This window comes from Shewanella putrefaciens (assembly GCF_016406305.1).
GTDB lineage: Bacteria > Pseudomonadota > Gammaproteobacteria > Enterobacterales > Shewanellaceae > Shewanella > Shewanella putrefaciens_C.
On record NZ_CP066369.1, the window covers coordinates 1,540,957 to 1,565,512 of the forward strand.

General features: G+C 46.5%; 24 protein-coding genes. 16 read left to right on the top strand and 8 right to left on the bottom strand.

What is annotated here, in order from left to right; all coding sequences use genetic code 11:
* The first annotated feature begins 6 nt into the window (after positions 1-6).
* From JFT56_RS06580 to JFT56_RS06595, 4 genes are all read left to right on the top strand, one after another.
* Positions 7-705 (top strand): YdcF family protein, encoded by a 699-nt coding sequence (locus tag JFT56_RS06580; RefSeq protein ID WP_198783510.1) that lies wholly within the window; start codon positions 7-9, stop codon positions 703-705.
* Positions 706-709: 4 nt separating this feature from the next.
* A complete protein-coding gene (locus JFT56_RS06585) occupies positions 710-1,384 on the top strand; it encodes a DUF2982 domain-containing protein (protein ID WP_198782883.1) in 675 nt (224 codons plus the stop codon).
* A 724-nt stretch (positions 1,385-2,108) separates the two neighbouring features.
* Entirely contained in the window at positions 2,109-2,603 is a 495-nt protein-coding gene (locus tag JFT56_RS06590) for an AAA family ATPase (protein ID WP_198782884.1), read from the top strand.
* Between the two features lie 99 nt (positions 2,604-2,702).
* Positions 2,703-3,194 carry a nuclear transport factor 2 family protein gene (locus JFT56_RS06595; protein WP_198782885.1) on the top strand — a complete coding sequence of 164 codons (492 nt, stop codon included), beginning with the start codon at positions 2,703-2,705 and terminating at the stop codon, positions 3,192-3,194.
* 390 nt (positions 3,195-3,584) lie between these two features.
* Here JFT56_RS06595 and JFT56_RS06600 read toward each other — a convergent pair whose 3' ends face one another.
* From JFT56_RS06600 to galU, 6 genes are all read right to left on the bottom strand, one after another.
* Complete coding sequence (locus JFT56_RS06600) at positions 3,585-5,876, bottom strand: OmcA/MtrC family decaheme c-type cytochrome (RefSeq protein ID WP_198782886.1); 2,292 nt, start codon at positions 5,874-5,876, stop codon at positions 3,585-3,587.
* A gap of 428 nt (positions 5,877-6,304) precedes the next feature.
* Entirely contained in the window at positions 6,305-7,282 is a 978-nt protein-coding gene (locus JFT56_RS06605; protein ID WP_198782887.1) for a LysR family transcriptional regulator, read from the bottom strand.
* 270 nt (positions 7,283-7,552) lie between these two features.
* The gene (locus tag JFT56_RS06610; RefSeq protein WP_198783511.1) at positions 7,553-7,993 is read right to left on the bottom strand and encodes a bactofilin family protein; all 441 of its coding nucleotides are present in this window, start codon (positions 7,991-7,993) and stop codon (positions 7,553-7,555) included.
* 84 nt (positions 7,994-8,077) lie between these two features.
* A complete protein-coding gene (gene napF / locus JFT56_RS06615; RefSeq protein WP_198782888.1) occupies positions 8,078-8,572 on the bottom strand; it encodes a ferredoxin-type protein NapF in 495 nt (164 codons plus the stop codon).
* 77 nt (positions 8,573-8,649) lie between these two features.
* Positions 8,650-9,663: a UDP-glucose 4-epimerase GalE gene (galE, locus tag JFT56_RS06620; protein WP_198782889.1), complete on the bottom strand. Its 1,014-nt coding sequence runs from the start codon at positions 9,661-9,663 to the stop codon at positions 8,650-8,652.
* The gene (gene galU / locus JFT56_RS06625) at positions 9,663-10,571 is read right to left on the bottom strand and encodes a UTP--glucose-1-phosphate uridylyltransferase GalU (RefSeq protein WP_198782890.1); all 909 of its coding nucleotides are present in this window, start codon (positions 10,569-10,571) and stop codon (positions 9,663-9,665) included. The genes galE and galU overlap by 1 nt, the downstream gene beginning before the upstream one ends.
* Positions 10,572-10,896: 325 nt before the next feature.
* Here galU and phhA point away from each other — a divergent pair, with 325 nt between their 5' ends.
* The 7 genes from phhA (at position 10,897) to ompW (ending at position 17,625) form a co-directional block, all read left to right on the top strand.
* Complete coding sequence (phhA, locus tag JFT56_RS06630) at positions 10,897-11,706, top strand: phenylalanine 4-monooxygenase (protein WP_198783512.1); 810 nt, start codon at positions 10,897-10,899, stop codon at positions 11,704-11,706.
* 99 nt (positions 11,707-11,805) lie between these two features.
* A complete protein-coding gene (locus JFT56_RS06635; protein WP_007646849.1) occupies positions 11,806-12,144 on the top strand; it encodes a 4a-hydroxytetrahydrobiopterin dehydratase in 339 nt (112 codons plus the stop codon).
* 260 nt (positions 12,145-12,404) lie between these two features.
* On the top strand, positions 12,405-13,943 hold the full coding sequence (tyrR, locus tag JFT56_RS06640) for a transcriptional regulator TyrR (protein WP_198782891.1): 1,539 nt from the start codon (positions 12,405-12,407) through the stop codon (positions 13,941-13,943).
* Positions 13,944-14,269: 326 nt separating this feature from the next.
* Positions 14,270-15,256, top strand: a complete 987-nt coding sequence (locus JFT56_RS06645) for a fumarylacetoacetate hydrolase family protein (RefSeq protein WP_198782892.1) — start codon at positions 14,270-14,272, stop codon at positions 15,254-15,256.
* 90 nt (positions 15,257-15,346) lie between these two features.
* Positions 15,347-15,997: a maleylacetoacetate isomerase gene (maiA, locus tag JFT56_RS06650; protein ID WP_198782893.1), complete on the top strand. Its 651-nt coding sequence runs from the start codon at positions 15,347-15,349 to the stop codon at positions 15,995-15,997.
* An 8-nt stretch (positions 15,998-16,005) separates the two neighbouring features.
* Positions 16,006-16,614, top strand: coding sequence for a nucleotidyltransferase family protein (locus JFT56_RS06655; protein ID WP_198782894.1), 609 nt, complete (start codon positions 16,006-16,008; stop codon positions 16,612-16,614).
* Positions 16,615-16,977: 363 nt separating this feature from the next.
* The gene (gene ompW, locus JFT56_RS06660) at positions 16,978-17,625 is read left to right on the top strand and encodes an outer membrane protein OmpW (RefSeq protein WP_198782895.1); all 648 of its coding nucleotides are present in this window, start codon (positions 16,978-16,980) and stop codon (positions 17,623-17,625) included.
* Between the two features lie 67 nt (positions 17,626-17,692).
* Here the strand turns inward: ompW and JFT56_RS06665 are convergent, their stop codons facing one another.
* Positions 17,693-18,436: an SDR family NAD(P)-dependent oxidoreductase gene (locus JFT56_RS06665; RefSeq protein ID WP_198782896.1), complete on the bottom strand. Its 744-nt coding sequence runs from the start codon at positions 18,434-18,436 to the stop codon at positions 17,693-17,695.
* 117 nt (positions 18,437-18,553) lie between these two features.
* Between JFT56_RS06665 and JFT56_RS06670 the strand changes: the two genes are divergently transcribed.
* Both JFT56_RS06670 and metA read left to right on the top strand, forming a co-directional pair.
* The gene (locus JFT56_RS06670; protein ID WP_198782897.1) at positions 18,554-18,988 is read left to right on the top strand and encodes a YbaY family lipoprotein; all 435 of its coding nucleotides are present in this window, start codon (positions 18,554-18,556) and stop codon (positions 18,986-18,988) included.
* Between the two features lie 70 nt (positions 18,989-19,058).
* Entirely contained in the window at positions 19,059-20,000 is a 942-nt protein-coding gene (metA, locus tag JFT56_RS06675) for a homoserine O-acetyltransferase MetA (protein ID WP_198782898.1), read from the top strand.
* An 80-nt stretch (positions 20,001-20,080) separates the two neighbouring features.
* On the opposite strand, the gene JFT56_RS06680 is transcribed toward metA, so the two are convergent.
* The gene (locus JFT56_RS06680) at positions 20,081-20,992 is read right to left on the bottom strand and encodes a LysR family transcriptional regulator (protein ID WP_198782899.1); all 912 of its coding nucleotides are present in this window, start codon (positions 20,990-20,992) and stop codon (positions 20,081-20,083) included.
* A gap of 104 nt (positions 20,993-21,096) precedes the next feature.
* Between JFT56_RS06680 and JFT56_RS06685 the strand changes: the two genes are divergently transcribed.
* The 3 genes from JFT56_RS06685 (at position 21,097) to JFT56_RS06695 (ending at position 24,538) form a co-directional block, all read left to right on the top strand.
* Positions 21,097-22,305 carry an MFS transporter gene (locus tag JFT56_RS06685; RefSeq protein WP_198782900.1) on the top strand — a complete coding sequence of 403 codons (1,209 nt, stop codon included), beginning with the start codon at positions 21,097-21,099 and terminating at the stop codon, positions 22,303-22,305.
* 17 nt (positions 22,306-22,322) lie between these two features.
* Positions 22,323-23,423, top strand: a complete 1,101-nt coding sequence (locus JFT56_RS06690) for an alpha/beta hydrolase (RefSeq protein ID WP_198782901.1) — start codon at positions 22,323-22,325, stop codon at positions 23,421-23,423.
* 65 nt (positions 23,424-23,488) lie between these two features.
* Positions 23,489-24,538, top strand: a complete 1,050-nt coding sequence (locus tag JFT56_RS06695; RefSeq protein WP_198782902.1) for an NAD(P)-dependent alcohol dehydrogenase — start codon at positions 23,489-23,491, stop codon at positions 24,536-24,538.
* Positions 24,539-24,556: the final 18 nt, after the last annotated feature.

Sequence of the window (24,556 nt, forward strand, 5' to 3'; positions counted from 1 at the left end):
GGGATCATGCCTATTCCCTTTATCCTGTTGTTATTACTGGTTTCAATATTTGTTTGGCGTCGTCGCAGCCTCGCTAAATGCCTAGTTGCGAGTGCGTTTTTCCTGTTACTTATTCTCGGTAGCCAACTGAGTGTCAATATCCTAGTGCGGCCGTTAGAAGCGCAGTATCCCGTTAATTCGACTCCCATTACCGGCCAGTGTTATGTGATGGTATTAGGTTCGGCCCATTCCGATATCCCAGGTGCAACGGCGGTGCAATCACTTTCTGCCGTAGCCCTTGCTAGACTTTCTGAAGGCATACGGCAACTCAACTTAGGTCAGGATTGTAAGTTGCTGGTGAGCGGTTGGGGGGGAGAACTTACCCAGATCTCCCATGCTGAAATGATGGCCAAGGCTGCCTCTGAGCTGGGCGTTGACAAGAATAGGATCATTCAATTTCCCCTCGCGCGGGATACCTTAGAAGAAGCGCAATATGCCAAATGGGAGCTAGGGGAGGAACCTTTTCGCTTAGTTACTTCGGCCTCCCATATGCCAAGGGCGATGGCGATTTTCGCTGCGAAAGGGTTACATCCTAGTGCGGCGCCAACGGATTTTATTGCGCGGGATGACTTTGGCTGGCGCGTGACGGGGGATCATTTATTAGCCTCCCAACGGGCTATCCATGAATATATTGGCCGTTTATGGTTATGGGTAAAACAGGAATAAAGTGATGACTTTAGAGTCAGATGTAGTCTCGATTCGGCCATTGTCTAAGCGCAATGGGCTGACGTTAACTTGGATTGGTGCCAGTGCTGTTATGTTAGGCTTTGGCTTGTTTATTATTTTTCCCGATTTGATGGCGCTAGGTTTAGTCTTTTTCAGTCTGGGTGCCATAGCGTTGATCTTAGGTTTAGCTAAGGTATATGAACCGGAAACGACCATTAATATCGATGGACAAGGGCTGACCTATTTCCATCGCCGCGGCAAGGTGTTCATCACTTGGGATAATATTCAGCGGGTCGATATTCCTAGGGTAACGCAGGGCGTAGATACGATTGAACTGTCCTATTTAGGGATAAAACTCAAGCACCTGAATCCCATACTCGATAATATTTCCCTGCGTTTAGCCGCGGGATTATTAACGGAGCAGCGCCCTTTGTTAGTCACGGCGGCCTCCCAGCAGGAGGATCTTGCCACCCTCGAAACGTACCTTGGGGCTGAATTTAGCCCGCTGGTGGTCGAAGGGGACCGTTATCGCGGCGTATTAGCGATGTTTGGTCACCGCTGTGTGATGCTCAATACCCACTTGGGATATCACCTGTATATTCCCCACGACAGTTTGGACCGAGACCCCAAAGAATTTATTAAACTGCTAAGGCAGCGTATTGTACAGGGGATGTCATAGTTAGGCCTAAGGGCTCTACGAAAACGAGAAGATCACTGGTACAACAATGCCAATCTTAACTAACACTTCTGCTATTTGTTTAGCTAAAAAGCTATTGCCCCATTGTCTGTTTCGCAGTTCAAAAGGGGAATAGGCCAAGTAAAGCTCTGCCTATAGAAAAGTTGATGGTTCGACTTAGAAGTTATGTATCTCATCTTTTCCGTAGTTTGAATTTTTTTAATCAAAATCAAAGTCGTGGGGCTTCACCCCACACCCGACCAAGGAGGACTGCTCGTCCTATCCTCCTTGGATGCTCCAAGACGCCCCCAACGGAGTTGAAAGCCCCTTGGGCATTTAACGTCCTTATGCTATCGCGTCAGACGCTCGTCCCTGATTCGACTGACGCTATCTCGGCATCCATGCCTCGATCACACAACGAACGCAAATACCCTGCGGCAACTCCGAGGGGAGGTGTATTCCTTAGAGTTTTGAGTCGTTAGATAGCGATTCATCAACAAAAAATAAGCGCGAAAAATGATAAAGCTAAAACGATATCAAGTGATTACCCACCAAACTGTATAAAAAACCGCTACCGCCAAAAAGCGAATTCCTATAGCATCATTTATACCCATTTACAGGGATGTGGCAGTGGCCATATTTGAGGTTTAGTCAATGAGCGATTTATGCCCTGCAAACCGCGCAGCGCATAAATACTAAGACGTTATGCATCAAAATAGAGGAAACTATGAGCAAAGGAGTATTGACCTTTTTCTGTGGCAAAATGGGGGCAGGAAAATCTACTAAGGCTATTGAAATCGCGCGGGAAGGCAATGCAGTTTTGCTTTCTGAAGATGAATGGCTTGCGGCACTCTACCCAAATAAGATTTCATCACTTAATGACTATATTGAATATTCAAATCTACTTAAGCCACAGATCAAAAAGCTGGTTCAATCTATTTTGTCTTCGGGAACCAGTGTAGTGATGGACTTTCCAGCCAATGCTCTTTCGCAGAGAGATTGGTTTCGGAGTGTTTTCTCCGAGATCGAAGCTCCGCATAGCCTGGTATACATCGACTTGCCAAATGAAATCTGCCTAAAACAGATTGGGAAAAGATGTATAGAACAGCCTGAAAGAGCCGCAACTGATACAACAGAGATGTTTGAGCTGGTTACAAAGTATTTTATGGCCCCCACACCCGAGGAAGGCTTCAATATAATTAAAGTGGTGCGGAATGCATAACAAGGTACTGCTACAGAACATTTACTCGCTGGGGTCCCTACATTTCCGCAGAGTGCGACGTTAGGACTCACAACCCACTTTTCAGGAGTCTTTGATTTTATGAGATCTACGAACATTGCCCTAGTTGCTGCCTTTGCCGCAACCATCATCATCTTTGGGGCCGATGCCGAGACTACACCCGAGCACAAAAACCTTTACAACACTGTGGCAGCGCTGGACACTGCAGTGTTCGATGCATTCAACCACTGCGCCGAGTCAGGGGAACTCGATAAACACGCCAGTTACTTTGCGGTGGACGTTGAGTTCTACCATGACAACGGTGGGGTCACCTGGACTCGTGAGGACATGATCGCTGGCACTCGCAAGAATGTCTGTGGCAAGTTCAGTCGCGAGATCGTACCGGGCTCCTTGAAGGTCTATCCAATCAAGGGCTTTGGTGCCATTGCACAGGGGGCGCACCGCTTCTGCCAGTTCTCGAGTGGCACATGTGAAGGTCTGGCTGATTTCACCATGATCTGGCGCGAGCAAAATGGCAAGTGGGAGATTACCCGGGTGCTCAGTTATGGTCACCGGCCCGTAAGTGAGTCCTAACCGTTCATTCAAGCCGAAGCCGCTTCGCGGCTTAATTCTGGCGTTAATCCATAGAAATTTTAATCCGAAACTCACGAATTAGAGTTAGGAATCCATCGCCTATTAATTGAAAGACAATAAGCCATAACTGAACCTCACTAATGCGGAGTTTAATGCTATTGCAGTGATGGCTTGTTAAACCGATCTCAGGTTATTTAACTGCTAGTTCGCAGTCCATGGCTCTCGTTCATAAATTTAGACGCTAGATTGAAGCCTATTTGCCGATTGAGTATGCCATTTTCTCTCTGTTTATTACTTGATAAAAAGGCTATAAAAAAGGGGACCCTAAGGTCCCCAATGAGTTGCAGAGATGAAATCTGGGTTGTGCAGGGCAACCCAAAGGTACTAGTACTAGTGTGCTACCTCTGCGTGTACCTTATCTATGCCATAGGTTTTACCTTCAGCATGGCAGGTCGCGCATGATTCTACTGGTAGGTTAGGATCTGTCATTGCATCTGCTTCAACCACAGCACCGTTACTTCTAAAGTGAGCTACTGCAGCCGCATCTGAGTGAGCGTGACAGCTACGGCATGACTCAGCAACGGGGGTAATATAGTTGCTACCCACTTTGATTGCGCGTTTGCCAGAGGCTAAACCACCATCGTTTGCGAACAGTGCGGTATCATCTTTATGACATGCAGAACATGCGGTTTCTGGTGATGGATAACCTTCTAACTCTCCTTCAGCATTACGGAAGATGCCTTCAATCACATCGAAGTTACCACTGTGGAAACGGTGCGCCACAGTAAATAAGTCTTTGTTACTAAAGGTTACATCTGGGTTGATGACCTTGCTACCATCTTCGCCTTTGTAGGCTACTGTTGGGTGATATGTTGAACCCGTTGTATCGTTATGACAGTTCATACATTGGTCAAAGGTGTAAGTGCCGTGTCTAGAACCTTTGATGTAATCTAAGGTGCCGTGACAGGCATTACATTTTGTTTCTTCTACCGTAATACGAGTGGGATCTGTCATCCGAGCCGTGCTGATTGCACTGCCATCTAAGCTATAAAACTTAACTGGAGAAGTGTTACCGATTGGGTTTGTAGGGCCAAATTCAAGCGCTGTTGCATTACAACTGCTGACTTTACCCTCCTTGATACAGGCATTGGCCTCTGAACTCACATAGATAGTACCGACGGCTTGTGCGTCAGGGATCTCTTTCACGAAGGTTAAGACACCGCCAGAAAGTGTACCGTTTGCGAGGGTTAGACTAATAGCTGTAGGTTTGACATCGCGCCACGCATACACAGTACCGTCAGTTGCTACATTACCTAACAACAGGCCGTTAGCGACCAACATACCCGTTGGATTACTGGTGGCATTATAGGTAGCGAGACTTGTACCGTCAGCAATTGGTGCGCCATTCATGGTCACATTGGCTTTCAAGGTTAAGGTCTTCATACCCAGAGTGGCAGATGGAGCGACTGCTGCACTGGTAAAGTCCACTTTGAACAGCTCAGCATATTCGGCACGCTTACCGACACTGTGCACGGCTTCGGGGGTTAAGCTACCGCTGCCATGACAAGATTTACACTGAGTATCATCGGCTTGAGCTAAAACATATTCAGAATGGTTTTCACCGGTGGCGAAGTTGACATTGATATGGCAACCTACGCAGGCTTTGGCATAAATATTAGTGTTATAGCTTGGTGCGCCATCATGGCATGACTTACATTCTTTCAGATCCGATGGGAAACCAATTTCACCAAAATATTCTTTTGCTTCACCGCTTAGGCTATCACTAATGTGATGACCCGCATGGAGCCTGTGGATCATTGGACCAAAGTCAAATACCCAACCTTCTGCCAGTTGCGCATCACTTGGAACTTGATCAGGGTTATGGCAAGTTACACAGTTTTTAACGTCCTGATAGTTATGGTGGGCTTCAATCTTAGCGATATGGCCGTCTACTTCACCGTGACAGTTTTTACATGCTGCACTCGATACTGTGTCTTTACCCGATACACCTAATTCATCAGTTGCAGGGATAAAATCAACGGGGACAGATAGCACTTTATCCGATAAAGCGACACCTGCGCTGTTGGTGATATTGTACGCACGTAAAATTACCCTATGCACGGCATTGGGGTTATCGTTTGGATTAATGATGGGGGCCGTACCATCATTGGCCCAAGTGGCGGTATAAGTACCTGGAGCTGCAGTATCTTCGGTTAATGTACATACCTTGGTTGTACCGTTAAGGCCTGTAGGGGTACAAGTTAACGAAGTCGTATCGACATTGTTTGCCATGGCATTGTTTTGCCATTCGATTGGGGCACCCGTTCCCGAAGTATTTTCATTGGCCGTTAACGAGTAAATGGCAATTCGACTGAGTCCCATAAAGGGAACATCTTTACCTGCATTTTTACCTGTGAGAGAAAATTTAACACTGAAGCCTTCGCTGCTCGTCACTTTAATGTCCGCAGGACTTAAGGTGAAGTTCAGATCGGTAATGGATTCAGCGGTTTTAGCAAAAGATCCCGCAGGGAGTCCTGGGGTGCCTGGTGTTCCGGGGGTGCCTGGTGTACCTGGAGCACCAGGTGCGCCATCTTGACCATCGTCACCGTCCCCGCAGGCGGTTACACATAGGGCACTGGTGAGAGCCAGTACCAGTAGAGATTTATTGTAGTTTTTCATCATCGCGTCCCTTTTCTTTCTATAGACTGCGTGCGCAGTAATTCTAATATAGGAGGAACGCCTTACTTATAAAGTGGTATTTGCAAGTTTGTGTCTAATTTGTGAACGATGATTTAACACCCTAAAATGGTAATTCCATATTCTGAAATTAAGTATTTCGAAAATTGAAATTTGGTGTGATTTATTTGAGCTTTATCCAAATATTTATTTTAATTTTAGGTGGTTAGTGAAATTAATTCTCAATTAATCTTTGGTGTTGAGACTGTTATATAGCTCTATTCATCGCATATCTGGCTTGATTTTTACGCTGTATGGGGAAGATATTGACTGAGTTATGGCGGGGTACATTTAAGATTAGCTAGTTCTGCTTTTAACATATGTCATTTAAATTTAACGCCGTTAAATAATTACCTGAATCTGAGATGAGAGGCTTATAGGTGTTCTGGGAGCAAGGCACTAACCAGTGAACTGACCACAAGTTCACATTGTTCAGGGGTGTAACGTCTATGGGTTCTGGGCTTTTCGATCAAAAAATACTGGGGTGTTAATATCCCATCGTGTAGACGGTTTAGCTCACTCGCTGGGAGTGGTACTAACTTTAGTCCGGGCAAGTGTTTAATCGTTTGCACATCGATGCTAGTGCAAAATGCGAGGCTCTGCATGGTTAATATATGCGAATACCATTCCTCCCTCTCTAGCACTTTTTCGATCGAAGGCAATACGATTCCTTGACGCTGGCAAAAGAGTTCAAGGGGATCGATTTTATTGTTAAACCCTTTCATTTCAATGCATAAAAACGGATAGCGGCAGATCTGTTCTAAACTGATTTGTGAGTCAGATTGCCAGATAGAATGGTGTTTTGAAGCCACTAAATACACATTGGATATGCTCCCGAGTCTCGTAAGGGTTAACTCTTTATTATCGATATATTCTAATGAGATACCAAAATCCAGTTCACCTGCATGGATAAGCTCGGCGCTGTTTTCCTGCCATCGGTGTAAACGAATTTTCCCAAGTTGTGCATTCACATCTGGCGAGCACAATTGGGGGGCTAAAAAACTGAGTAATCCTCTGCTGGCGGCGACATTTAACGGTAAGTCGGCATTACTGGCGGTATTTTGATTCTGGAGGGCCGATTGCTCTAAATGGTGAACAGAATCAGTGAATTGACATATGGCAACATAAAGGCTTTCGGCAAGAGGTGTCGGTTTTAGCCCCTGCTGGCGTCGATAGAAGAGTTCATCATTGAAGGCAAGGCGAAGCGCATTCAAACTGCGGCTTATTTTCGGGGCAGAGACCCCCAATGTCTTCGCGGTTGTGTTGGCATGCCCAGTATCAAAAATACTCTTGAAGACGAGTAGGGTGAAAATGTCTAGCTCACAGATTTGTTTAAGTAACGGGTGGCTCATTTCAGTTTACCTTATGATGAGTCTTTGAGTGCTTATCTTGACTGTTTGCTAATGGGATTTACGGGTTATATCGGCACCATTTCCTCTTGGTATGCTGTGTAAACCCTACGCTATAGGGTATTAACTTAGCATCAGTTCTGTGGATTTACTGTGATCGTCATCTGCAAATTAACAAATCTGTAACCATTGTAAATTGCAGGGAAATACGATAGGTAAGTTATTGGCGGTTAAATTGCCGATGGGGGAGTTGTGGGATTAACCGATAAATCCTTAGGGAATATCGGTTTTGAGTGGATCTGAGGCTAGCGGTAAATTTTTAGGTTCGTTGGGCGCGGCTAAACCGTGGGTTTGGATGGTGCAAATATCTTCTTTTATCCGCAAACCAATAAATTGTCCACCTTCCATTATCTGCATTGAGGTACTTGCCACATCACCATCTACGACACCATGGCGCTGGATCACTAAGCGTTCGCAGATTAAGCGGCCTTTAAAGAAACCATCAACGATAAATTCTTGGCACTTGATTTCGCCTTCAAGTCTGCCGCCTTGCTCAACCGTAATATTCGCCTGGGAAAGGATTTGGCCGCTGACATCGCCACCAATCAAAACATCACCGATAAATTCAATATTCCCCGTGAGTTTAGTCCCCTTGGCGATAAAGCTAAGTGTGGTGGGCGGTTTTTTGGGGAAAAAGAGTTTTTTGCCAAACATGATCATGATGCTGCTCAATAGAATGAGGGTCGATAGTATCGTTAATGCCAGTTTAAAGCTAAGGCTTATCCTAAGGGTAGTGCCTTAGTTTTTAGTTTGTTCATCTGTTTTTATCTGTATGGCCTGACTTGGGCAAGGGGCGACACAGGCACCACAGCCAGTACACAGATTAAGATCTATCTTTGGTGTGGGCGCTTTACCAATGCTAAGCGTGAAAGTAATGGCTCTAGGTTCACAGGCGTCTTTACAGCTTTGGCACCAAATACCTTGCTGGGTTAAGCAATTATCTTGGACATGAGCTTTGTAATGCCAAGGGGTTTGGGTTAAATCGAACAGGGCTTCAGGACACGCTTTAGCGCAAAGGGTACAGAAAGTACACTCGTTATCCTGAAAGGATAATTCGGGAAAGCCGCCATCACCTTTGCGAATAATGTGAGTTTCACAGGCCGTAATACAGGCGGAACAACGGGTGCAAACATCCGTAAATTCAATATCTTCACGAACCCATGGCGGTCTTATCGCTGTACTTTTACGGCGATTAAAGAGACTGCGACGACTATGGTTAATGCTTTGCGTCATGTGGTTTCTCGAACAAGATTAAGCGGTCAAACCTTAAAGAAAAATGGCTTGGGGAAAACCACAAGCCATTGAGTTGACTAGCCGTGATAGCCATTAGGATTACTTGACTGCCAGTGCCAGCTACTGTTTGCCATGTCCTCTAGACTATGGGTGGCTTGCCAGCCCAGATCTTCCCGCGCATGGGTAGGATCGGCATAACAGGCGGCAATATCACCGGGACGGCGAGGAGCAATTTGGTAGGCAATGGCTTTGCCACAGGCTTTTTCAAAGGCCTTGACCATATCTAATACGCTATAGCCTTGACCCGTACCTAAGTTATAGGTCACAAGTCCTGGCTGAGTGGCTAGCTTTTCAAGGGCCTTTAAATGGCCATTGGCTAAATCCACCACATGGATATAGTCACGCACCCCAGTGCCATCGTGGGTCGGATAATCATTACCAAACACACTCAGGGCAGGGCGCTTACCTACGGCAACTTGCGCAATAAATGGCATTAAATTGTTAGGAATATCATTAGGATCCTCGCCAATTAAACCACTGGCGTGGGCGCCAACGGGATTAAAGTAGCGCAGACGGGCGATATTCCAACTTGGGTCGCTATGGTGAAGATCGGCAAGAATATGCTCGACCATCAGTTTAGATTGGCCATAGGGATTGGTAGCTCCCGTTGGAAAATCTTCGGTGATCGGCAGGCTCGCGGGGTCACCATAGACGGTTGCCGATGAACTAAATACTAGATTTTTAACCTTAAACTCCGCCATGACTTGGCAGAGTATTAAGGTTCCTGTGACGTTATTCTCATAATATTTGAGGGGTTTAGCGACGGATTCTCCCACCGCTTTTAATCCCGCAAAATGGATAACAGAGTCGATAGCGTGGTCACTAAAGACCTTCTGCAACAATGCCTTATTAAGAATGTCGCCCTGGTAAAATGTGACCGTTTTGCCTGTGATTTGCTCTACACGGTTTAAGGCTTCGATGCTCGAATTAGACAGGTTGTCTAACACGATCACTTCGCTTCCCGCATTGAGTAATTCCACCACAGTATGGGTGCCAATATAACCGGCGCCTCCGGTCACTAAAATCGTCATTATTTAATTCCTTTTACAACGGTTTTTAAGTAGTGGGCAAAATCTTCACCGATTTCGCTGTGGCGCAGAGCGTATTCCACGTTTGCGCGCATATAACCTTGCTTGTTACCGCAATCGTGGCTCTTACCTTCCATGTAGTAAGCATTCACCGTTTCTTGCTGCATTAACATGGCAATCGCATCCGTCAATTGGATTTCATCACCCGCACCCGCTGGAGTCTTGGCCAGCAGTGGCCAAATGGCTGCAGGTAACACGTAACGACCAACAACGGCGAGGTTAGAAGGTGCGTCATCAACGGCGGGTTTTTCAACTAGCTCGACTAATGGCTCCGACTCACCGGGTTGTAGATCGTGGCCGTTAACGTCGGCAATACCGTATTGGTTCACTAAGTTGTGTGGTACACCCTCGACCATGATCTGACCCACTTGGGTTTCATCGAATAGGTTCACCATCGCGGCTAAGTTGTCTTTGCTGAGATCGCAACTCGCATCATCAATAATGACGTCTGGCAGTAACACCGCGAAGGGGGCGTCGCCTACCACAGATTTAGCACATAAAATGGCGTGTCCTAAGCCTTTCGCCTGGGATTGACGCACGCTGATCACAGTCACGTCTTTTGGACAAATTGACTGTACCGCTTCTAATAACTGACGTTTTACCCGGCGCTCTAGCTGGGCTTCTAATTCAAAACTGGTATCGAAATGGTTTTCGATAGAGTTTTTACTGGCGTGGGTCACCAGTACAATTTCTTTGATGCCTGCGGCAATAGCTTCACTAACAACGTATTGGATCAATGGCTTATCAACAACGGGTAGCATTTCCTTAGGAATAGCTTTCGTTGCTGGCAGCATACGAGTGCCTAGGCCTGCGACAGGGATCACGGCTTTACGAATTTGATGTTGTTTCATTGCGAACCTTTTAGGTCAAGGAGATGCGGGTATTGGCCAATATTGTAAATGACCTACACAGAAAAGCTATTTGTAAACGCTGAAATTTATCGGTATTTCTGCGTTTTATCAGTCTATCGTTTTAGTTTTTGAGATTGGCTGTCAAGCTTTGCCTGCACACTGACCACTATAGTTGCCCTCTAAGTCATCGTTTTTAATGAATATGTAATATTTGCTTTACGTTTGCGTCACCTAATAACACCAACAATAAACTGTGAGGGAGTTAACAAAAAACGAGGCTTAGATCACTATGGATGATATTAGCGTCAGCCATGAAGTGAATTTTATGACTAAAACAGTCCACACCGCTCCCTATGTTGCCAGAAGAGCCGATGACTCTGGGTATATAGATTACCCGCAAGAAGAACATGAGATATGGAGCCAGCTTTATGCCCGCCAGGCAGTCAATTTGCCCGGTCGAGCCTGTAAAGAATACCTGCAAGGGTTAGATGCCTTGGCGATGCCAAAGGATCGTATTCCACAACTTGCTGAAATTGATACAGTATTGCAGGCAACGACAGGTTGGAAAACGGCGGCCGTGCCCGCATTGATTTCCTTTGGGCGTTTTTTTGAGCTTTTAGCCAATAAAGAATTTCCGGTAGCGACCTTTATCCGCCGTAAAGAAGAATTTGATTACCTGCAAGAGCCTGATATTTTTCACGAAATATTTGGCCATTGCCCTTTGCTGACCAATCCATCATTCGCACATTTTTCCCATATGTATGGCCAACTGGGCTTAAATGCCAGCAAGGAAGAAAGGGTTTTCTTAGCCCGTTTATATTGGTTTACCGTCGAATTTGGTCTGCTAAAGCCAAAGGATGGGCAACTGTGTATCTATGGCGGTGGGATCTTAAGTTCGCCCGGCGAGACCTTGTATGCGATGGAGAGCGAAGTGCCGGAGCGTAAACCCTTCGACCTATTAGATGTGCTGCGTACGCCTTATCGTATCGATATCATGCAACCCGTTTATTACGTGATTGAACATATTGATATGTTAGATGAAATCGCCAAAATGGATATTATGGCTTATGTCACTAAGGCCCGTCAGTTAGGCTTGTTTGCCCCTAAATATCCACCTAAGGCGAAGGCAAGTTAAACCAGCGATATTAGAAATCCCTCTGATTTAGTTAAGTAAAAAAGGCAACGATAGGCACATTATGTGCTGCGAAAAGATGCGTTGCGAATAGGAGTATGTATGACCGCGTTATCGAATATGAAATGTGAAGCTTGCCAGGCCGATGCACCGAAAGTGACCGATGAAGAACTTGCCGAGCTGGTGAGAATGATCCCCGATTGGAGCGTGCAAGTACGCGATGGCATTATGCAGCTTGAGCGAGTGTATAAATTTAAAAATTTTAAATTGGCGATGGCCTTCACCAATAAACTTGCCGATCTTGCCGAAGAAGAATTTCATCACCCCGGCATTTTAACTGAATGGGGCAAAGTGACAGTCACTTGGTGGTCGCACTCGATTAAAGGACTACATAAGAACGACTTCATCATGGCTGCCAAGACAGACCAGTTATTAGATTAAAAAATTAAACTATTAAATCAGCGCCTTATTGTTAATTTGGCGCTGATTTTTCTTTGCTGTTACAAATGTACTGTAAACTTGACTTGCCACTTTCGCATTTACCTTCTAACGTATATACGCCCAGCTATCAATCCTACCGCTTACGTCTGCGTAAAGGTGAGCGCGCTCATCCAGCAAAGATCACTTTAAGCAAAGTGGATGGACAATAGCTCTGCACGGTTTATCCCAAAATTCGAATCAAAAAGGGAATATCAGTCATTATGCGCTTGGAAGTTAGCTGTCAAGATCGCGTGGGTTTAGCGAAAGATATCTTAGTCGTGTTAGAACGTTATGGCATTAATTTAATTGCCATCGATGCCAGTAACCAAGGCTTTTTGTACCTACAGTTTGCCGAAATCAGTTTTGAAACCTTAAGTGCGCTGATGCCACAGATCCGCAAAGTGGAAAGCGTCCACGATGTGCGGACTGTCTCTTTTATGCCATCGGAGCAGGAACATTACGCCCTCAAAACCTTACTTAAGACCTTACCCGACTCAGTGTTTTCCATTGATGCCAAAGCCCGTATTCGGATTGTTAACGAATCGGCACTGCTGAATATTGGCATGGCGGAGCATGAGGTGCTTGATGAGTCGTTAAATCATTGGGTACAAGGCTTTAACTTCAGCCGCTGGCTGAGCGAAAACCAAGTGCTCCCCCAGGCGGCCAGGGTGCAAATTGGTCCGAATGAATATCTCGCCGAGATGCTGCCTATCTACCTGCCCGATGAGGACGATAAAACCATCCTTGTGGGGGCCGTAGTGTCGTTAAAATCCCCAGCCCGAGTAGGGAAACAGTTTAACGCGCTGCAAAATCAAACCACCGGCTTTGAAAATGTGCTCGCCAGCAGTGACAAAATGAAGGAGGTGCTCAAGCAAGCACGCCGTATGGCACAGCTCGATGCACCGCTGCTTATCACAGGTGAAACCGGCACAGGGAAAGAACTCATGGCCAGAGCCAGCCATGATGCCAGTATGCGCCGCGAAAAACCCTTTATTGCCATTAACTGCGCGGCTCTTCCCGACAGCGCCGCCGAAGAAGAATTATTCGGTTATGTCAGCCAAGGTAAAGTGATTAAACGCGGCTTTTTTGAAGAGGCCAAGGGCGGCACTGTGTTTCTCGACGAAGTGGCGGAAATGTCTAAGGCCGCGCAGGTGAAACTGCTGCGCCTGTTGCAGGATGGTACTTTTAGGCGTATTGGCGGCGATGAGGAAGTGCGCGCCGATGTGCGGATTATCTGTTCAACCCAGAAGAATCTCGCCGAACTTTGCCAAACGGGGGAGTTTAGGGAGGATCTCTACTATCGCATCCATGTGCTCAGTTATCACATTCCCTCATTACGTGAGCGTAAGGTCGATATTATTCCACTGACCGAAATGTTCCTCGAGCATTATAGTCAGCAGCTATCGAGCCCGGTACGGCGGATTTCGGCCCAGTGCCGGGATCATTTATTGACCTATGCCTGGCCTGGTAACGTTCGCCAATTGAAGAACGCGGTATTTAGAGCCGTGTCTATGTGGGATGGTTCGGCCGAGCTGACGGTCGAGCAGCTTAAATTACCGTCCTACGCCGAAGGGTTTGGTTACTTCGATAACGCCTTTGAGGGGAACCTTGACGATGCGATGAAGCAGTTTGAGGCGAGTCTCCTACGGCGCCTGTATCCGGCTTACCCGAGTACGCGGCAGTTAGCGAAAAAGCTGGGCGTGTCCCACACCGCTATCGCCAATAAACTCAGGGAGTACAAGATTTCTAAGCGCCGTTAAGGGAGAGATGTAACATTATCGTTCCACTTAATTGTCGACTTTTTAGTCATATTGTTCACCTATACATTGAAGCGTGCCAATTCGATTCTAGGTGTAATAGTTAGTTTACAAAATGTGAAATAATAGCGCTAAATGTGATTTTGCTCACGCTATAGGAATCTGGCCGTGCATCGGGTATTCCTACGCGCAGTAAATCCCTTTGGGCCGAATCATCGGGGGCTTTCGTTAGTGTAAAACCCGCGCAATTAACCGAATTTCAGTTGGCAAATTCTTTTAGTCCAACATAAAAAGACAGTACGCCGAGCCGTAGAAGCACAGGAGCAAATATGAAACTTGCAAGTTATAACAATGGACGCCGCGATGGTCAGTTGATGTTAGTCAGCCGTGATCTCAGCCAAGCGGTTGCCGTTCCCGCGATTGCCCACACTATGCAGCAACTGCTCGACGGTTGGGTGCTGCTACAGCCCCAATTACAGGAATTGTACGATGCGCTTAACGAGGGCAAATTAGATAACGCCCAAGCCTTTGATGAAGCTAAGTGTTTATCGCCATTACCCCGTGCTTACCAGTGGGCCGATGGTAGCGCCTATGTAAACCATGTTGAGTTAGTGCGTAAAGCCCGTGGTGCTGAAATGCCGGAAACCTTCTGGACAGATCCACTCTTTTACCAGGGCGGCTCCGATAGCTTTATCGCACCTAAGGCCGATATCCCGCTGGCGAGTGAAGATTGGGGTATCGACTTTGAATCTGAAATTGCGGTTGTCACCGACGATGTCCCTATGGGTGTGAGCAGTGAAAATGCGGCTAAGCATATCAAGTTACTCATGCTAGTGAACGATGTGTCGCTGCGTAACTTAATTCCTGGTGAGCTGGCTAAAGGGTTTGGTTTCTTCCAATCTAAACCATCGAGCAGTTTTTCTCCTGTGGCGGTAACACCAGATGAATTGGGCTCTCGTTGGGAAGATTCAAAGGTGCATTTACCGCTGATCACCCATTTAAACGGTGAATTATTTGGTCGTCCGAATGCGGGCGTTGATATGACTTTTAATTTCAGCCAGTTAGTTTCACATGTTGCCAAAACTCGCCCATTAGGCGCTGGTGCCATTATTGGTTCTGGGACTATTTCTAATTACGACCGCAGCGCAGGTTCGAGCTGTCTCGCTGAAAAACGTATGTTAGAAGTGATTGCCGACGGCAAAGCCACTACGCCCTTTATGCGCTTTGGCGACACAGTGCGCATTGAAATGCTCGATGATAATGGCGCCTCCATTTTTGGTTCAATCGATCAAAAAGTGGTTGAGTATAAAGCTTGATATTGCCCCTAACGGGATGTATCTATCATAACAACGGGGCTGAATGGCCCCGTTTTTATAAGCACTTTTATTTTATAAGGAAGTAGTCAGATGAAACTCTACGGTTATTGGCGTTCCAGCGCCGCCTATCGTGTTCGTATCGCGCTTAATCTTAAGGGCGTTAGCGCTGAGCAGCTGTCGGTGCATTTAGTGCGCGATGGTGGTGAGCAGCATAAAGCGGCCTATAGCGCCCTAAATTCTCTGGAATTGGTGCCCACCTTAGTCGTGGGCGATGAAGACGATAGCGATGTACTGTCACAATCCCTCGCGATTGTTGAATACCTCGATGAGCTATATCCCAAAACCCCGTTATTGCCGGCATCGGCACTCGAGCGTGCCCATGTGCGTGCGATGGCGCTGACTATTGCCTGTGAAATCCACCCGTTAAATAACCTGCGCGTGCTGCAGTATTTAACCCAAACCTTAGGGGTTGATGAGACGGCAAAAAATAGTTGGTATCACCACTGGATTGCGAGTGGGTTTGCGGCCTTAGAAACTCTGCTTATACGCCATAGTGGCCGTTATTGTTTTGGGGATGCGATAACCATCGCCGATATCTGCCTAGTGCCGCAGGTGTATAACGCCCAGCGTTTTAATGTGGATTTAACCCCATACCCTAATATTATGCGCGTGTGGGCCGAGTGCAATCAGCTTACCGCCTTCATCGAGGCGATGCCTGAGCGCCAGGCGGATGCAGTATAGAGTCCCCAGTGATCCAAGGCGATAACAGCGCGCCACATGAACTTGAGTTACAGTCCCGTTTACTTGAATGGATAACCCAAGACAGTGAGCGGGTTAGGGCGCTTCAACTTGCCGCGCAGTGTGCGGCAGAATATGCCCTCCCGCAGTGGTGCCTTGCTGCGGGTTTTGTCCGTAATTTAGTGTGGGATCGTTTGCATGGCTTTGAGCCTCGTCCGTTGAACGATATTGACCTGATTTACTATTGCCCGCTAGACACCCGCCCTGAGCGGGATAGGGCAATTGAAGCCTATCTACGCCGTTTAGCGCCTGATTTGCCTTGGTCGGTGAAAAATCAGGCTCGGATGCATCTTAAAAATCAAGACGCACCCTATATTTCCTGCCTTGATGCTATGGCCCATTGGCCCGAATTAGAAACCGCAGTGGGCATTTGTGCCTTATCCAATGGGCTCGCCGCTGGCAGCCTTAACTCTCCCTACAGGCTTATCACTCCCTTTGGCTTGCAGTCACTCTTTGCGCTGAAATTAAGTCCTAATCCCCGCAGGGTATTAGCAATATGCCAGCAAAGGATCGCCGCTAAAGGCTGGCTTAGTCGATATCCTCTCCTCTGTCTCGAATAACGATTTTCTATTGGTCGTATTTTTATGGGCAATGGCTTCTTTGTGGCTAATACCACGGCGATTTAGGGCATTGCTCTAGTCCTAGTTATGTAGCTCAAATGTTAAGTTGCTTTTTAGGTGCTACCCATATCGAGGTGGTTTAGTGATGGCTAATAAATGGCGCAGCTCACAAAAAATGAACCTGTATTATCAATAAATGTTCACTTTACGTGATCAAGATCCCATGCATCATACCTAAAAGTAAGTACATAGGTGCGCCTTTGATTTGGATCAATAAAGTGGTCGCATTTCTCTGGCAGTGTAGGCCTCAATTGTTAAGGATGTAATATAAAACAAAAACCTATGTTGTACATATGGAGTATGATGATGAATAAAACGACTGTTTCTACACTGATCGCTGCGACCTTACTAGCCGCTGGTTTTACTGCTTCTGTTTCTGCACATCAAGCGGGCGATATTATCGTTCGTGCCGGTGTGGTCGTTGTTGCGCCGAATGAATCAAGCCAAGATGTTGCGGGTAACGGTGAGTTTATTGTGAGCAGCGATACCCAGTTAGGTTTGAACTTCGGTTATATGCTGACCGATAACTTTGGGGTTGAATTATTAGCAGCCACCCCCTTTAGCCATGATGTCTCTTTAGATGGTGTGGGTAAAATTGCCGAAACTAAGCAACTGCCTCCAACATTAGTGGCCCAGTATTACTTTGGTGATGCGCAGTCAAAATTACGCCCCTATATTGGCGTCGGTGTGAACTACACCAACTTCTATGATAATGAATTTACAAATGACTTAGGTGGCGCCTTAACTGACCTTAGCATGAGTACTTCTTGGGGTTTAGCGGCTCAGGTCGGTTTAGATTTTCAAATGAGCAAAAACTGGTTACTTAACGCTTCTGTGTGGTACGCCAAAATTGACAGTGACGTGAAATTCAAACTGGCCGATGCGCCTGTCACCATTGAAACCGATATTGACCCATGGGTTTATATGGTGAGTGTGGGTTACACTTTCTAATTGCTGAATAAGCATTAAACAAAAAGGAGCCCTAGGCTCCTTTTTTGTTTATTACCAAGACGTTAAGCTAACTTTTTGGCTTTTTAGCTTTCCAGTGGCGAGTGTTATAGATAAATTCTGGCAATAGCTTAGTGAGCCAAGCCACGAGGCGCCAACGTTTAGTCACATAAACGCGGCGTTTTCCCTGTTGCATGGCTTTAATGATCTGCGCTGCCACTTGGGGAAGAGGCGCAAGCCAAAGCGCACTTTGTTGCATGGCTGCCTTATCGAGCAAACCTAATTGGATATCGGTGATGGTAATAGGCAACTTGAGGCGCTGGGCATGCATACTTAAACCTTCAAGGTAATTTTGCCCAAAGGCCTTCGAGGCGTGGTAGGCCACACTCGGTCCACCGCGCAGTCCTGCAATCGAATTAATTGCCGCCAGTTGCCCATACCCTTGTTCGCGAAATAGTCTAAATGCCGTATTGCAGATAGCAGCAAAACCTCGCACATTAACGTCGATAATGTCCTGCTCTGGCAGCCAAGGCAGCTCTGGATCGTAGCTATTAAGGCCAGTATTGACTAAGACTAAATGGGCGCCACCTAGGCTATGCCAGACGGTTTCAAGTTGCTTGATAATGGCTTGAGGCTGATCTATCTGTAGTGCAAATACTTGTACTTTTGTCGGTAATCTTGAGGCAAACTCCCTTAGCGATTCTGGATCTTGAGCAAATAAGGCTAATTCAACCTGTTGATCTGCCAGTTGCTTTGCAAGTTCGCGGCTTAAATGTGAGCTAGCGCCCACAATTATCGCAGTTGCTTGGGTCATAAATTTTTCGGCAACGAAATGGTGGCTTATGATAGGAAGATATGTTCAGCAAGACAAGATTTATAGCATGGACATGTGGACATCTAGAAGTCTTTATGTATGATTAGGAGAAACAAAATGAGTCAATGGTCAAACTTGAGTGTGCTGATCTCGGCGGTGCAAAAATTCACCGCAATCGCATTAATTGCTGTGACGGGGTTATTAGCAGGTTGTGCAACCCCCAATGCGGTGGTCGAGATCAAAGGTGAGGCAATGTACCGCGAGCGAATCGCGTTGCCCAGCGAAGCCAAACTCATCGTTCAGTTGCTCGATGTGTCTAAAATGGATGTGCCTGCCATAGTGATGGCCGAACGTGTGAGCCAAGGGGCACAAACCCCAACACAGTTTAGTTTTACTATGGGCCGGGATCAGTTTGAAGCTGGGCATACCTATGCCGTAGGCGCAAGGATAATGCTCGGTGATAAGTTATTGTTTATTAACACTCAAGCCTATCATGTCGATCTTAATTCGACCGCAGCTATGACCATAATGCTTGAGAAAGTCGGTGGCTAGTTAGCCCACTCAGAAGTGAGCTGACATACGCGCCGAATCCGTTGGTATTTACGAACAGAAGAGGCGCGGTATGCCGGTTAAAATTCCAGATCATCTGCCCGCAGCAGGGGTTTTAGAGTCAGAAAATATTTTCGTGATGTCCGAAACGCGGGCGGCGAATCAGGATATCAGGCCGATGAAGGTGCTGATCCTGAATCTCATGCCCAATAAAATCGAGACAGAAACCCAGTTATTGCGCTTACTCGGTAACACGCCGCTGCAGGTGGATGTGGATTTATTGCGCATTCACGATAAAGAATCCAAACACACCTCCATCGATCATATGAATACCTTCTACCGTGACTTTGAGGATGTGCGCCACAAAAACTACGACGGCCTGATCATTACTGGGGCGCCGCTGGGGCAAATCGATTTTGAAGATGTGGTCTATTGGGACCATATTCGTGAAATTATCGACTGGTCCCAAGAGCATGTCACCTCAGTGCTGTTTTTATGTTGGGCGGCCCATGCGGGTTTATATCACCTCTATGGTTTACATCGAAAAATTCTGCAGCAAAAGCGCTCTGGCGTGTTCGTGCACCGCCGCACTTGCCAGCATTTTCCGCTGTTACGTGGTTTTGACGATGAATTTTTTGCGCCCCATTCCCGATTTGCCGAAATGGACCTAGAAGAAATTAGGCAACATCCACAGTTGCAAGTGCTTGCCGAATCCGATGAGGCGGGGGCCTATCTGGTTCTTAGCCGCAATAATCGCAACTTGTTTGTGATGGGCCATCCTGAATATCAAAAATCGACCCTAAATGATGAATATCGCAGGGATTTGGCACAGGGCTTAAATCCAAATGTGCCACAAAATTACTATCGCAATAATGACCCGAAAGCCGAAGCGATTGCCCGCTGGCACAGCCACGGTAGCCTGCTGGTCAGTAACTGGCTCAATTATTACGTTTACCAGTTAACACCCTACGATTTAAGCGATATGACGGCGATGACACCGTGGGAATCGCGTTAGAAGATGTCGAGCTAATATTTTCCCATAGCGCAACAGGGATACGAGACATCGTCGCGGTTAGCTTCCATTATCATTGATGATTAGGTTGCTTTATGCTGATTTGGCTTGTATCTAATCGCATCGACGAATGCCATAAAGGCTGGTGAAGCTTGGCGGCGATTTGGATAGTACAAATGGTAACCCTGAAAATAGGGACTCCAATCGGTTAATATCATTTTTAGTCTGCCATCAGCCAAATAAGGAGCAGCTAAAGGTTCGGGTACATACGCTAACCCAATGCCGTCCAGTGCGGCATTGAGTACATGGATAATGCTGTTGAACACTAGTTGTCCATCGACTTTCACTGTGAAGGCTCGTTGTTGTTTTTCAAACTCCCAAGCATAAATAGAGCCCGCTATTCGATGTCTAATGTTAATGCATGCATGTGCGGTTAATTCATCAGGTGTTATCGGTGCTGGGTTTCGCTCAAAATAATCGGGTGAACCCACCACCACCAATCGCCAATCTGGCCCGATGCGGACTGCGATCATGTCTTTGCTGATAGCCTCTCCCAAGCGGATCCCTGCATCAAAACGCTCCTCAACCATATTGGTAAAACCGTAATCAATATACATTTCTAGCTTGATTTCTGGGTACTGACGCAAAAATGTCGCCAGTATCGGCCGTAAATGTAATTGGATCTGATCATCGGTGCAGGTGAGCCTAATCGTGCCTTTAGGTTTATCCCTGAGCTCACTTAATGCTTCTATTTCTAAGTTGATCTGCTCAAACAGCGGAGTTAGGGACTGGGATAAGCGAATGCCGGCTTCGGTGAGCGATACGTTTCGTGTGGTGCGAGTAAGTAAGCGTACGCCTAATCTTTCCTCTAGACCTCGAATGGTATGACTAAGTGCCGAGGGGGTTACACGCAACAGGGCTGCGGCTTTGGTGAAACTTTGTAGCTGAGCCACGGCCAAAAATGCCTGCAAATCGTTCAACTTCTGGTTTGCCATTACTGAATTTATCTCACAACTACATAAAGATTATACCTACTAATCAAATCTTAAACTGTCTGTCAATATGAACTTATGTTTTTGTCAGTTAATCATGTGTTGGAATGAATACAACTAGTTCTGCGGGTCATACCGCAATATTGAATTGCTGGAGTGGGGTTGTTGCGTTATCAATTTGTGCTTTCGCATTAGTTACTTCAGAGTTTTTGCCGGTCAGTTTATTGACTCCCATTGCGAGGGACCTCGATGTTACAGAGGGAATGGCTGGGCAAGGGATCGCTATTTCCGGCATTTTCGCCGTCATAACGAGCCTGTTTATTTCTTCGCTCTCAGGCAACCTTGACCGCAAGCTCCTATTGTTGGGGCTCACTACTGCTATGGGGATATCCGGCGCTATCATTGCCCTTGCTCCCAACTACCCAATCTACATGCTCGGACGGGCGTTGATTGGTGTGGTTATTGGCGGTTTTTGGTCTATGTCAGCGGCCACGGCTATGCGTTTAGTTCCTACACATCAGGTTCCTCTCGCCTTAGCCATAGTCAACGGCGGTAATGCCTTGGCAACGGTATTAGCTGCGCCATTGGGGGCATGGCTTGGTGACGTTCTTGGTTGGCGTAGTGCTTTCTTCTGTTTGGTTCCCATCGCATTCATCGCCTTAGTATGGCAATGGTACGCGTTACCTTTTATGCCTGTTACTGGGCGATCAAGCCGTTCTGGTCATGTATTGCAGATGGTTCTGTTATTAAAACTTTCGGGCATCAAGATGGGGCTCGTGGCCAGCAGCATGATGTTTATGGGGCAGTTTGCATTATTCACTTATATCCGGCCGTTTTTGGAAACTGTCACTCAGTTGCATGGCACCACTCTTTCATTTGCGCTGTTGGTAATAGGTGTCGCCGGGGTTATTGGCACTTTGTTGGTGGCCAGAGTTTTGCAATGGGGGTTTTATCAGACATTGGTCGTGATACCACTCCTAATGGCCGCAACGGCACTTGGTCTGATCGCCGCAGGTACATGGTTTACGGCTGTGATTGCGCTACTTGCACTATGGGGACTGACTGGCACTTCAGCTCCTGTCGGCTGGTGGACGTGGATTACCAAGGTCTTTCCAAACGATGCTGAAGCGGCAGGCGGTCTCTTTGTTGCCATCATTCAACTCTCTATTGCGCTCGGTTCTACACTCGGGGGTCTCCTGTTTGACTACAGTGGCTATCAAAGCACCTTTTTGCTCAGTGCCACACTTTTGCTGATATCAGCATTACTTTCAATACTCACGGCACAGGCCTCGACTAACACTATTCACAACAACTGAAGATATAAGGAAAAATCATGGGTGAACATTTAGAGCAAGTCACACAAAATGATGATACACCAGATACATCACGTCGAAATCTGTTGAAAATAGCAGGTGTCGGTATCGTAACTGCCAGTGTTTCATCAATGGCAGCCATGCCAGTTGTGGCGGATACTCAATTACAGCTTGGAGCTGAGTGGGATAAAACTTTTGCTAAAAGTGATAAGGTTGACCATAAAAAAGTCACCTTTAAAAACCGTTATGGCATCACTTTAGTCGCTGATCTTTATCAGCCAAAAAATCTCAGTGGTAAATGTGCAGCTATTGCCGTTGGTGGTCCTTTTGGGGCCATTAAAGAACAATCTTCCGGTTTGTATGCGCAAATCATGGCAGAGCGTGGTTTTGTTACACTCGCATTTGATCCTTCTTTTACCGGAGAAAGTGGGGGAGAACCGCGCCATGTGGCATCGCCAGACATCAATACGGAGGATTTCAGTGCCGCCGTCGATTGTCTTGGTTTATTGCCCTCAGTTGATCGCGAGCGAATCGGTATTATTGGGATTTGTGGTTGGGGAGGTATGGCCTTAAATGCAACCGCTGTCGACAAGCGAGTAAAAGCAGTCGTTGCCAGCACTATGTATGATATGACTCGAGTGATGTCGAAAGGTTATAACGACAGTATGACCAAAGAACAACGCACTAAAACGCTAGAGCAGCTTAGTTTACAACGTTGGCGTGATGCAGAGAAAGGCGAGCCGGAATTAGGCCCCATTTTTAACGAACTCAAAGGCGGTGAGCCGCAATTTGTAGTGGATTATGCTAACTACTATAAATCTCGTGACCGTGGTTTTCACCCAAGAGCCATTAATTCAAACAGCTCTTGGACTATTACTAACCCATTGTCCTTTATGAATATGCCTTTATTGTCGTACATTGATGAAATATCCCCACGCCCTATGTTGTTAGTTCATGGTGAAAAAGCGCACTCGCGCTACTTCGCGGAAACGGCCTTTGCCGCTGCCGCAGAACCTAAAGAGTTGATGATAATTAAAGGTGCTACTCATATTGACTTGTATGACAGGGTTGATGTTATTCCCTTTGATAAAATGACCCAATTTTTCCATCAATACCTGTAAGTGACTGCGGCGTTTAGCCGCAACACTCTATTACAATCCACGATGATTTATATAAGGAATTTACGATGACCATCAAAGCGTTCGGTGCTGTTGCCGCCGATCAACCCCTTGGCCCACTGAATATCAGCCGCCGCGCACCTAGTGCCCATGATATCCAAATTGCTATCGATTTTTGCGGTGTATGTCATTCCGATTTACATACTGTACGCTCGGAATGGGCGGGTACCTTATATCCCTGTGTGCCAGGGCATGAGATCGTTGGGAGGGTTACCGCTGTGGGTGAACATGTCACCAAATTTAAGATAGGTGATTTAGTGGGCGTAGGCTGCATTGTTGATAGCTGTAAACAATGCGCTGATTGTGACGACAACCTAGAAAATTACTGTGATCATATGATCGGCACTTATAACGCCCCAACCACAGATGCGCCAGGTCATACGCTCGGTGGCTATGCTGAACAAATCGTGGTTCATGAGCGTTATGTGCTGCGTATCCGTCATCCTCAAACGCAATTAGCGGCAGTGGCTCCTCTCTTATGCGCGGGTATTACCACTTATTCTCCGCTTCGCCATTGGAATGTTGGACCGGGTAAAAAAGTCGGTATTGTTGGCATTGGTGGTCTTGGGCATATGGGCATTAAGCTCGCCCATGCAATGGGGGCGTATGTTGTTGCATTTACCACTTCAGAATCTAAACGTGATGCAGCCAAAGCTTTGGGTGCTGATGAAGTGGTTATTTCCAAGAATGCCGATGAAATGGCGAAACATGTGCAGAGTTTTGATTTGATTGTGAATACCGTTGCAGCTCCCCATGATCTGGACGCTTTACTTAGCCTATTAAAACGCGATGGCACTATGACCTTGGTTGGCGCACCTGCAACAAACCATCCATCACCCGATGTTTTTAATTTGATAATGAAACGCCGTACCCTTGCTGGTTCAATGATCGGCGGGATCCTTGAAACCCAAGAGATGCTAGATTTTTGTGCAGAAAACAACATAGTTTCAGATATAGAACTGATCAGGGCTGATGAGATTAATACCGCCTATGAGCGCATGCTGAAGGGCGATGTGAAGTATCGGTTTGTTATTGATAACGCAACATTAACGCGATAACTGATCTGACGATGAGTG

What these genes read in the sequence shown, in the direction of transcription:
- JFT56_RS06580 (WP_198783510.1), top strand. Translation starts at nt 7, where the DNA reads ATGCCTATTCCCTTTATCCTGTTGTTATTACTGGTTTCAATATTTGTT.
- JFT56_RS06585 (WP_198782883.1), top strand. Translation starts at nt 710, where the DNA reads ATGACTTTAGAGTCAGATGTAGTCTCGATTCGGCCATTGTCTAAGCGC.
- JFT56_RS06590 (WP_198782884.1), top strand. Translation starts at nt 2,109, where the DNA reads ATGAGCAAAGGAGTATTGACCTTTTTCTGTGGCAAAATGGGGGCAGGA.
- JFT56_RS06595 (WP_198782885.1), top strand. Translation starts at nt 2,703, where the DNA reads ATGAGATCTACGAACATTGCCCTAGTTGCTGCCTTTGCCGCAACCATC.
- JFT56_RS06600 (WP_198782886.1), bottom strand. Translation starts at nt 5,876, where the DNA reads ATGATGAAAAACTACAATAAATCTCTACTGGTACTGGCTCTCACCAGT.
- JFT56_RS06605 (WP_198782887.1), bottom strand. Translation starts at nt 7,282, where the DNA reads ATGAGCCACCCGTTACTTAAACAAATCTGTGAGCTAGACATTTTCACC.
- JFT56_RS06610 (WP_198783511.1), bottom strand. Translation starts at nt 7,993, where the DNA reads ATGTTTGGCAAAAAACTCTTTTTCCCCAAAAAACCGCCCACCACACTT.
- napF (WP_198782888.1), bottom strand. Translation starts at nt 8,572, where the DNA reads ATGACGCAAAGCATTAACCATAGTCGTCGCAGTCTCTTTAATCGCCGT.
- galE (WP_198782889.1), bottom strand. Translation starts at nt 9,663, where the DNA reads ATGACGATTTTAGTGACCGGAGGCGCCGGTTATATTGGCACCCATACT.
- galU (WP_198782890.1), bottom strand. Translation starts at nt 10,571, where the DNA reads ATGAAACAACATCAAATTCGTAAAGCCGTGATCCCTGTCGCAGGCCTA.
- phhA (WP_198783512.1), top strand. Translation starts at nt 10,897, where the DNA reads ATGACTAAAACAGTCCACACCGCTCCCTATGTTGCCAGAAGAGCCGAT.
- JFT56_RS06635 (WP_007646849.1), top strand. Translation starts at nt 11,806, where the DNA reads ATGACCGCGTTATCGAATATGAAATGTGAAGCTTGCCAGGCCGATGCA.
- tyrR (WP_198782891.1), top strand. Translation starts at nt 12,405, where the DNA reads ATGCGCTTGGAAGTTAGCTGTCAAGATCGCGTGGGTTTAGCGAAAGAT.
- JFT56_RS06645 (WP_198782892.1), top strand. Translation starts at nt 14,270, where the DNA reads ATGAAACTTGCAAGTTATAACAATGGACGCCGCGATGGTCAGTTGATG.
- maiA (WP_198782893.1), top strand. Translation starts at nt 15,347, where the DNA reads ATGAAACTCTACGGTTATTGGCGTTCCAGCGCCGCCTATCGTGTTCGT.
- ompW (WP_198782895.1), top strand. Translation starts at nt 16,978, where the DNA reads ATGATGAATAAAACGACTGTTTCTACACTGATCGCTGCGACCTTACTA.
- JFT56_RS06665 (WP_198782896.1), bottom strand. Translation starts at nt 18,436, where the DNA reads ATGACCCAAGCAACTGCGATAATTGTGGGCGCTAGCTCACATTTAAGC.
- JFT56_RS06670 (WP_198782897.1), top strand. Translation starts at nt 18,554, where the DNA reads ATGAGTCAATGGTCAAACTTGAGTGTGCTGATCTCGGCGGTGCAAAAA.
- metA (WP_198782898.1), top strand. Translation starts at nt 19,059, where the DNA reads ATGCCGGTTAAAATTCCAGATCATCTGCCCGCAGCAGGGGTTTTAGAG.
- JFT56_RS06680 (WP_198782899.1), bottom strand. Translation starts at nt 20,992, where the DNA reads ATGGCAAACCAGAAGTTGAACGATTTGCAGGCATTTTTGGCCGTGGCT.
- JFT56_RS06685 (WP_198782900.1), top strand. Translation starts at nt 21,097, where the DNA reads ATGAATACAACTAGTTCTGCGGGTCATACCGCAATATTGAATTGCTGG.
- JFT56_RS06690 (WP_198782901.1), top strand. Translation starts at nt 22,323, where the DNA reads ATGGGTGAACATTTAGAGCAAGTCACACAAAATGATGATACACCAGAT.
- JFT56_RS06695 (WP_198782902.1), top strand. Translation starts at nt 23,489, where the DNA reads ATGACCATCAAAGCGTTCGGTGCTGTTGCCGCCGATCAACCCCTTGGC.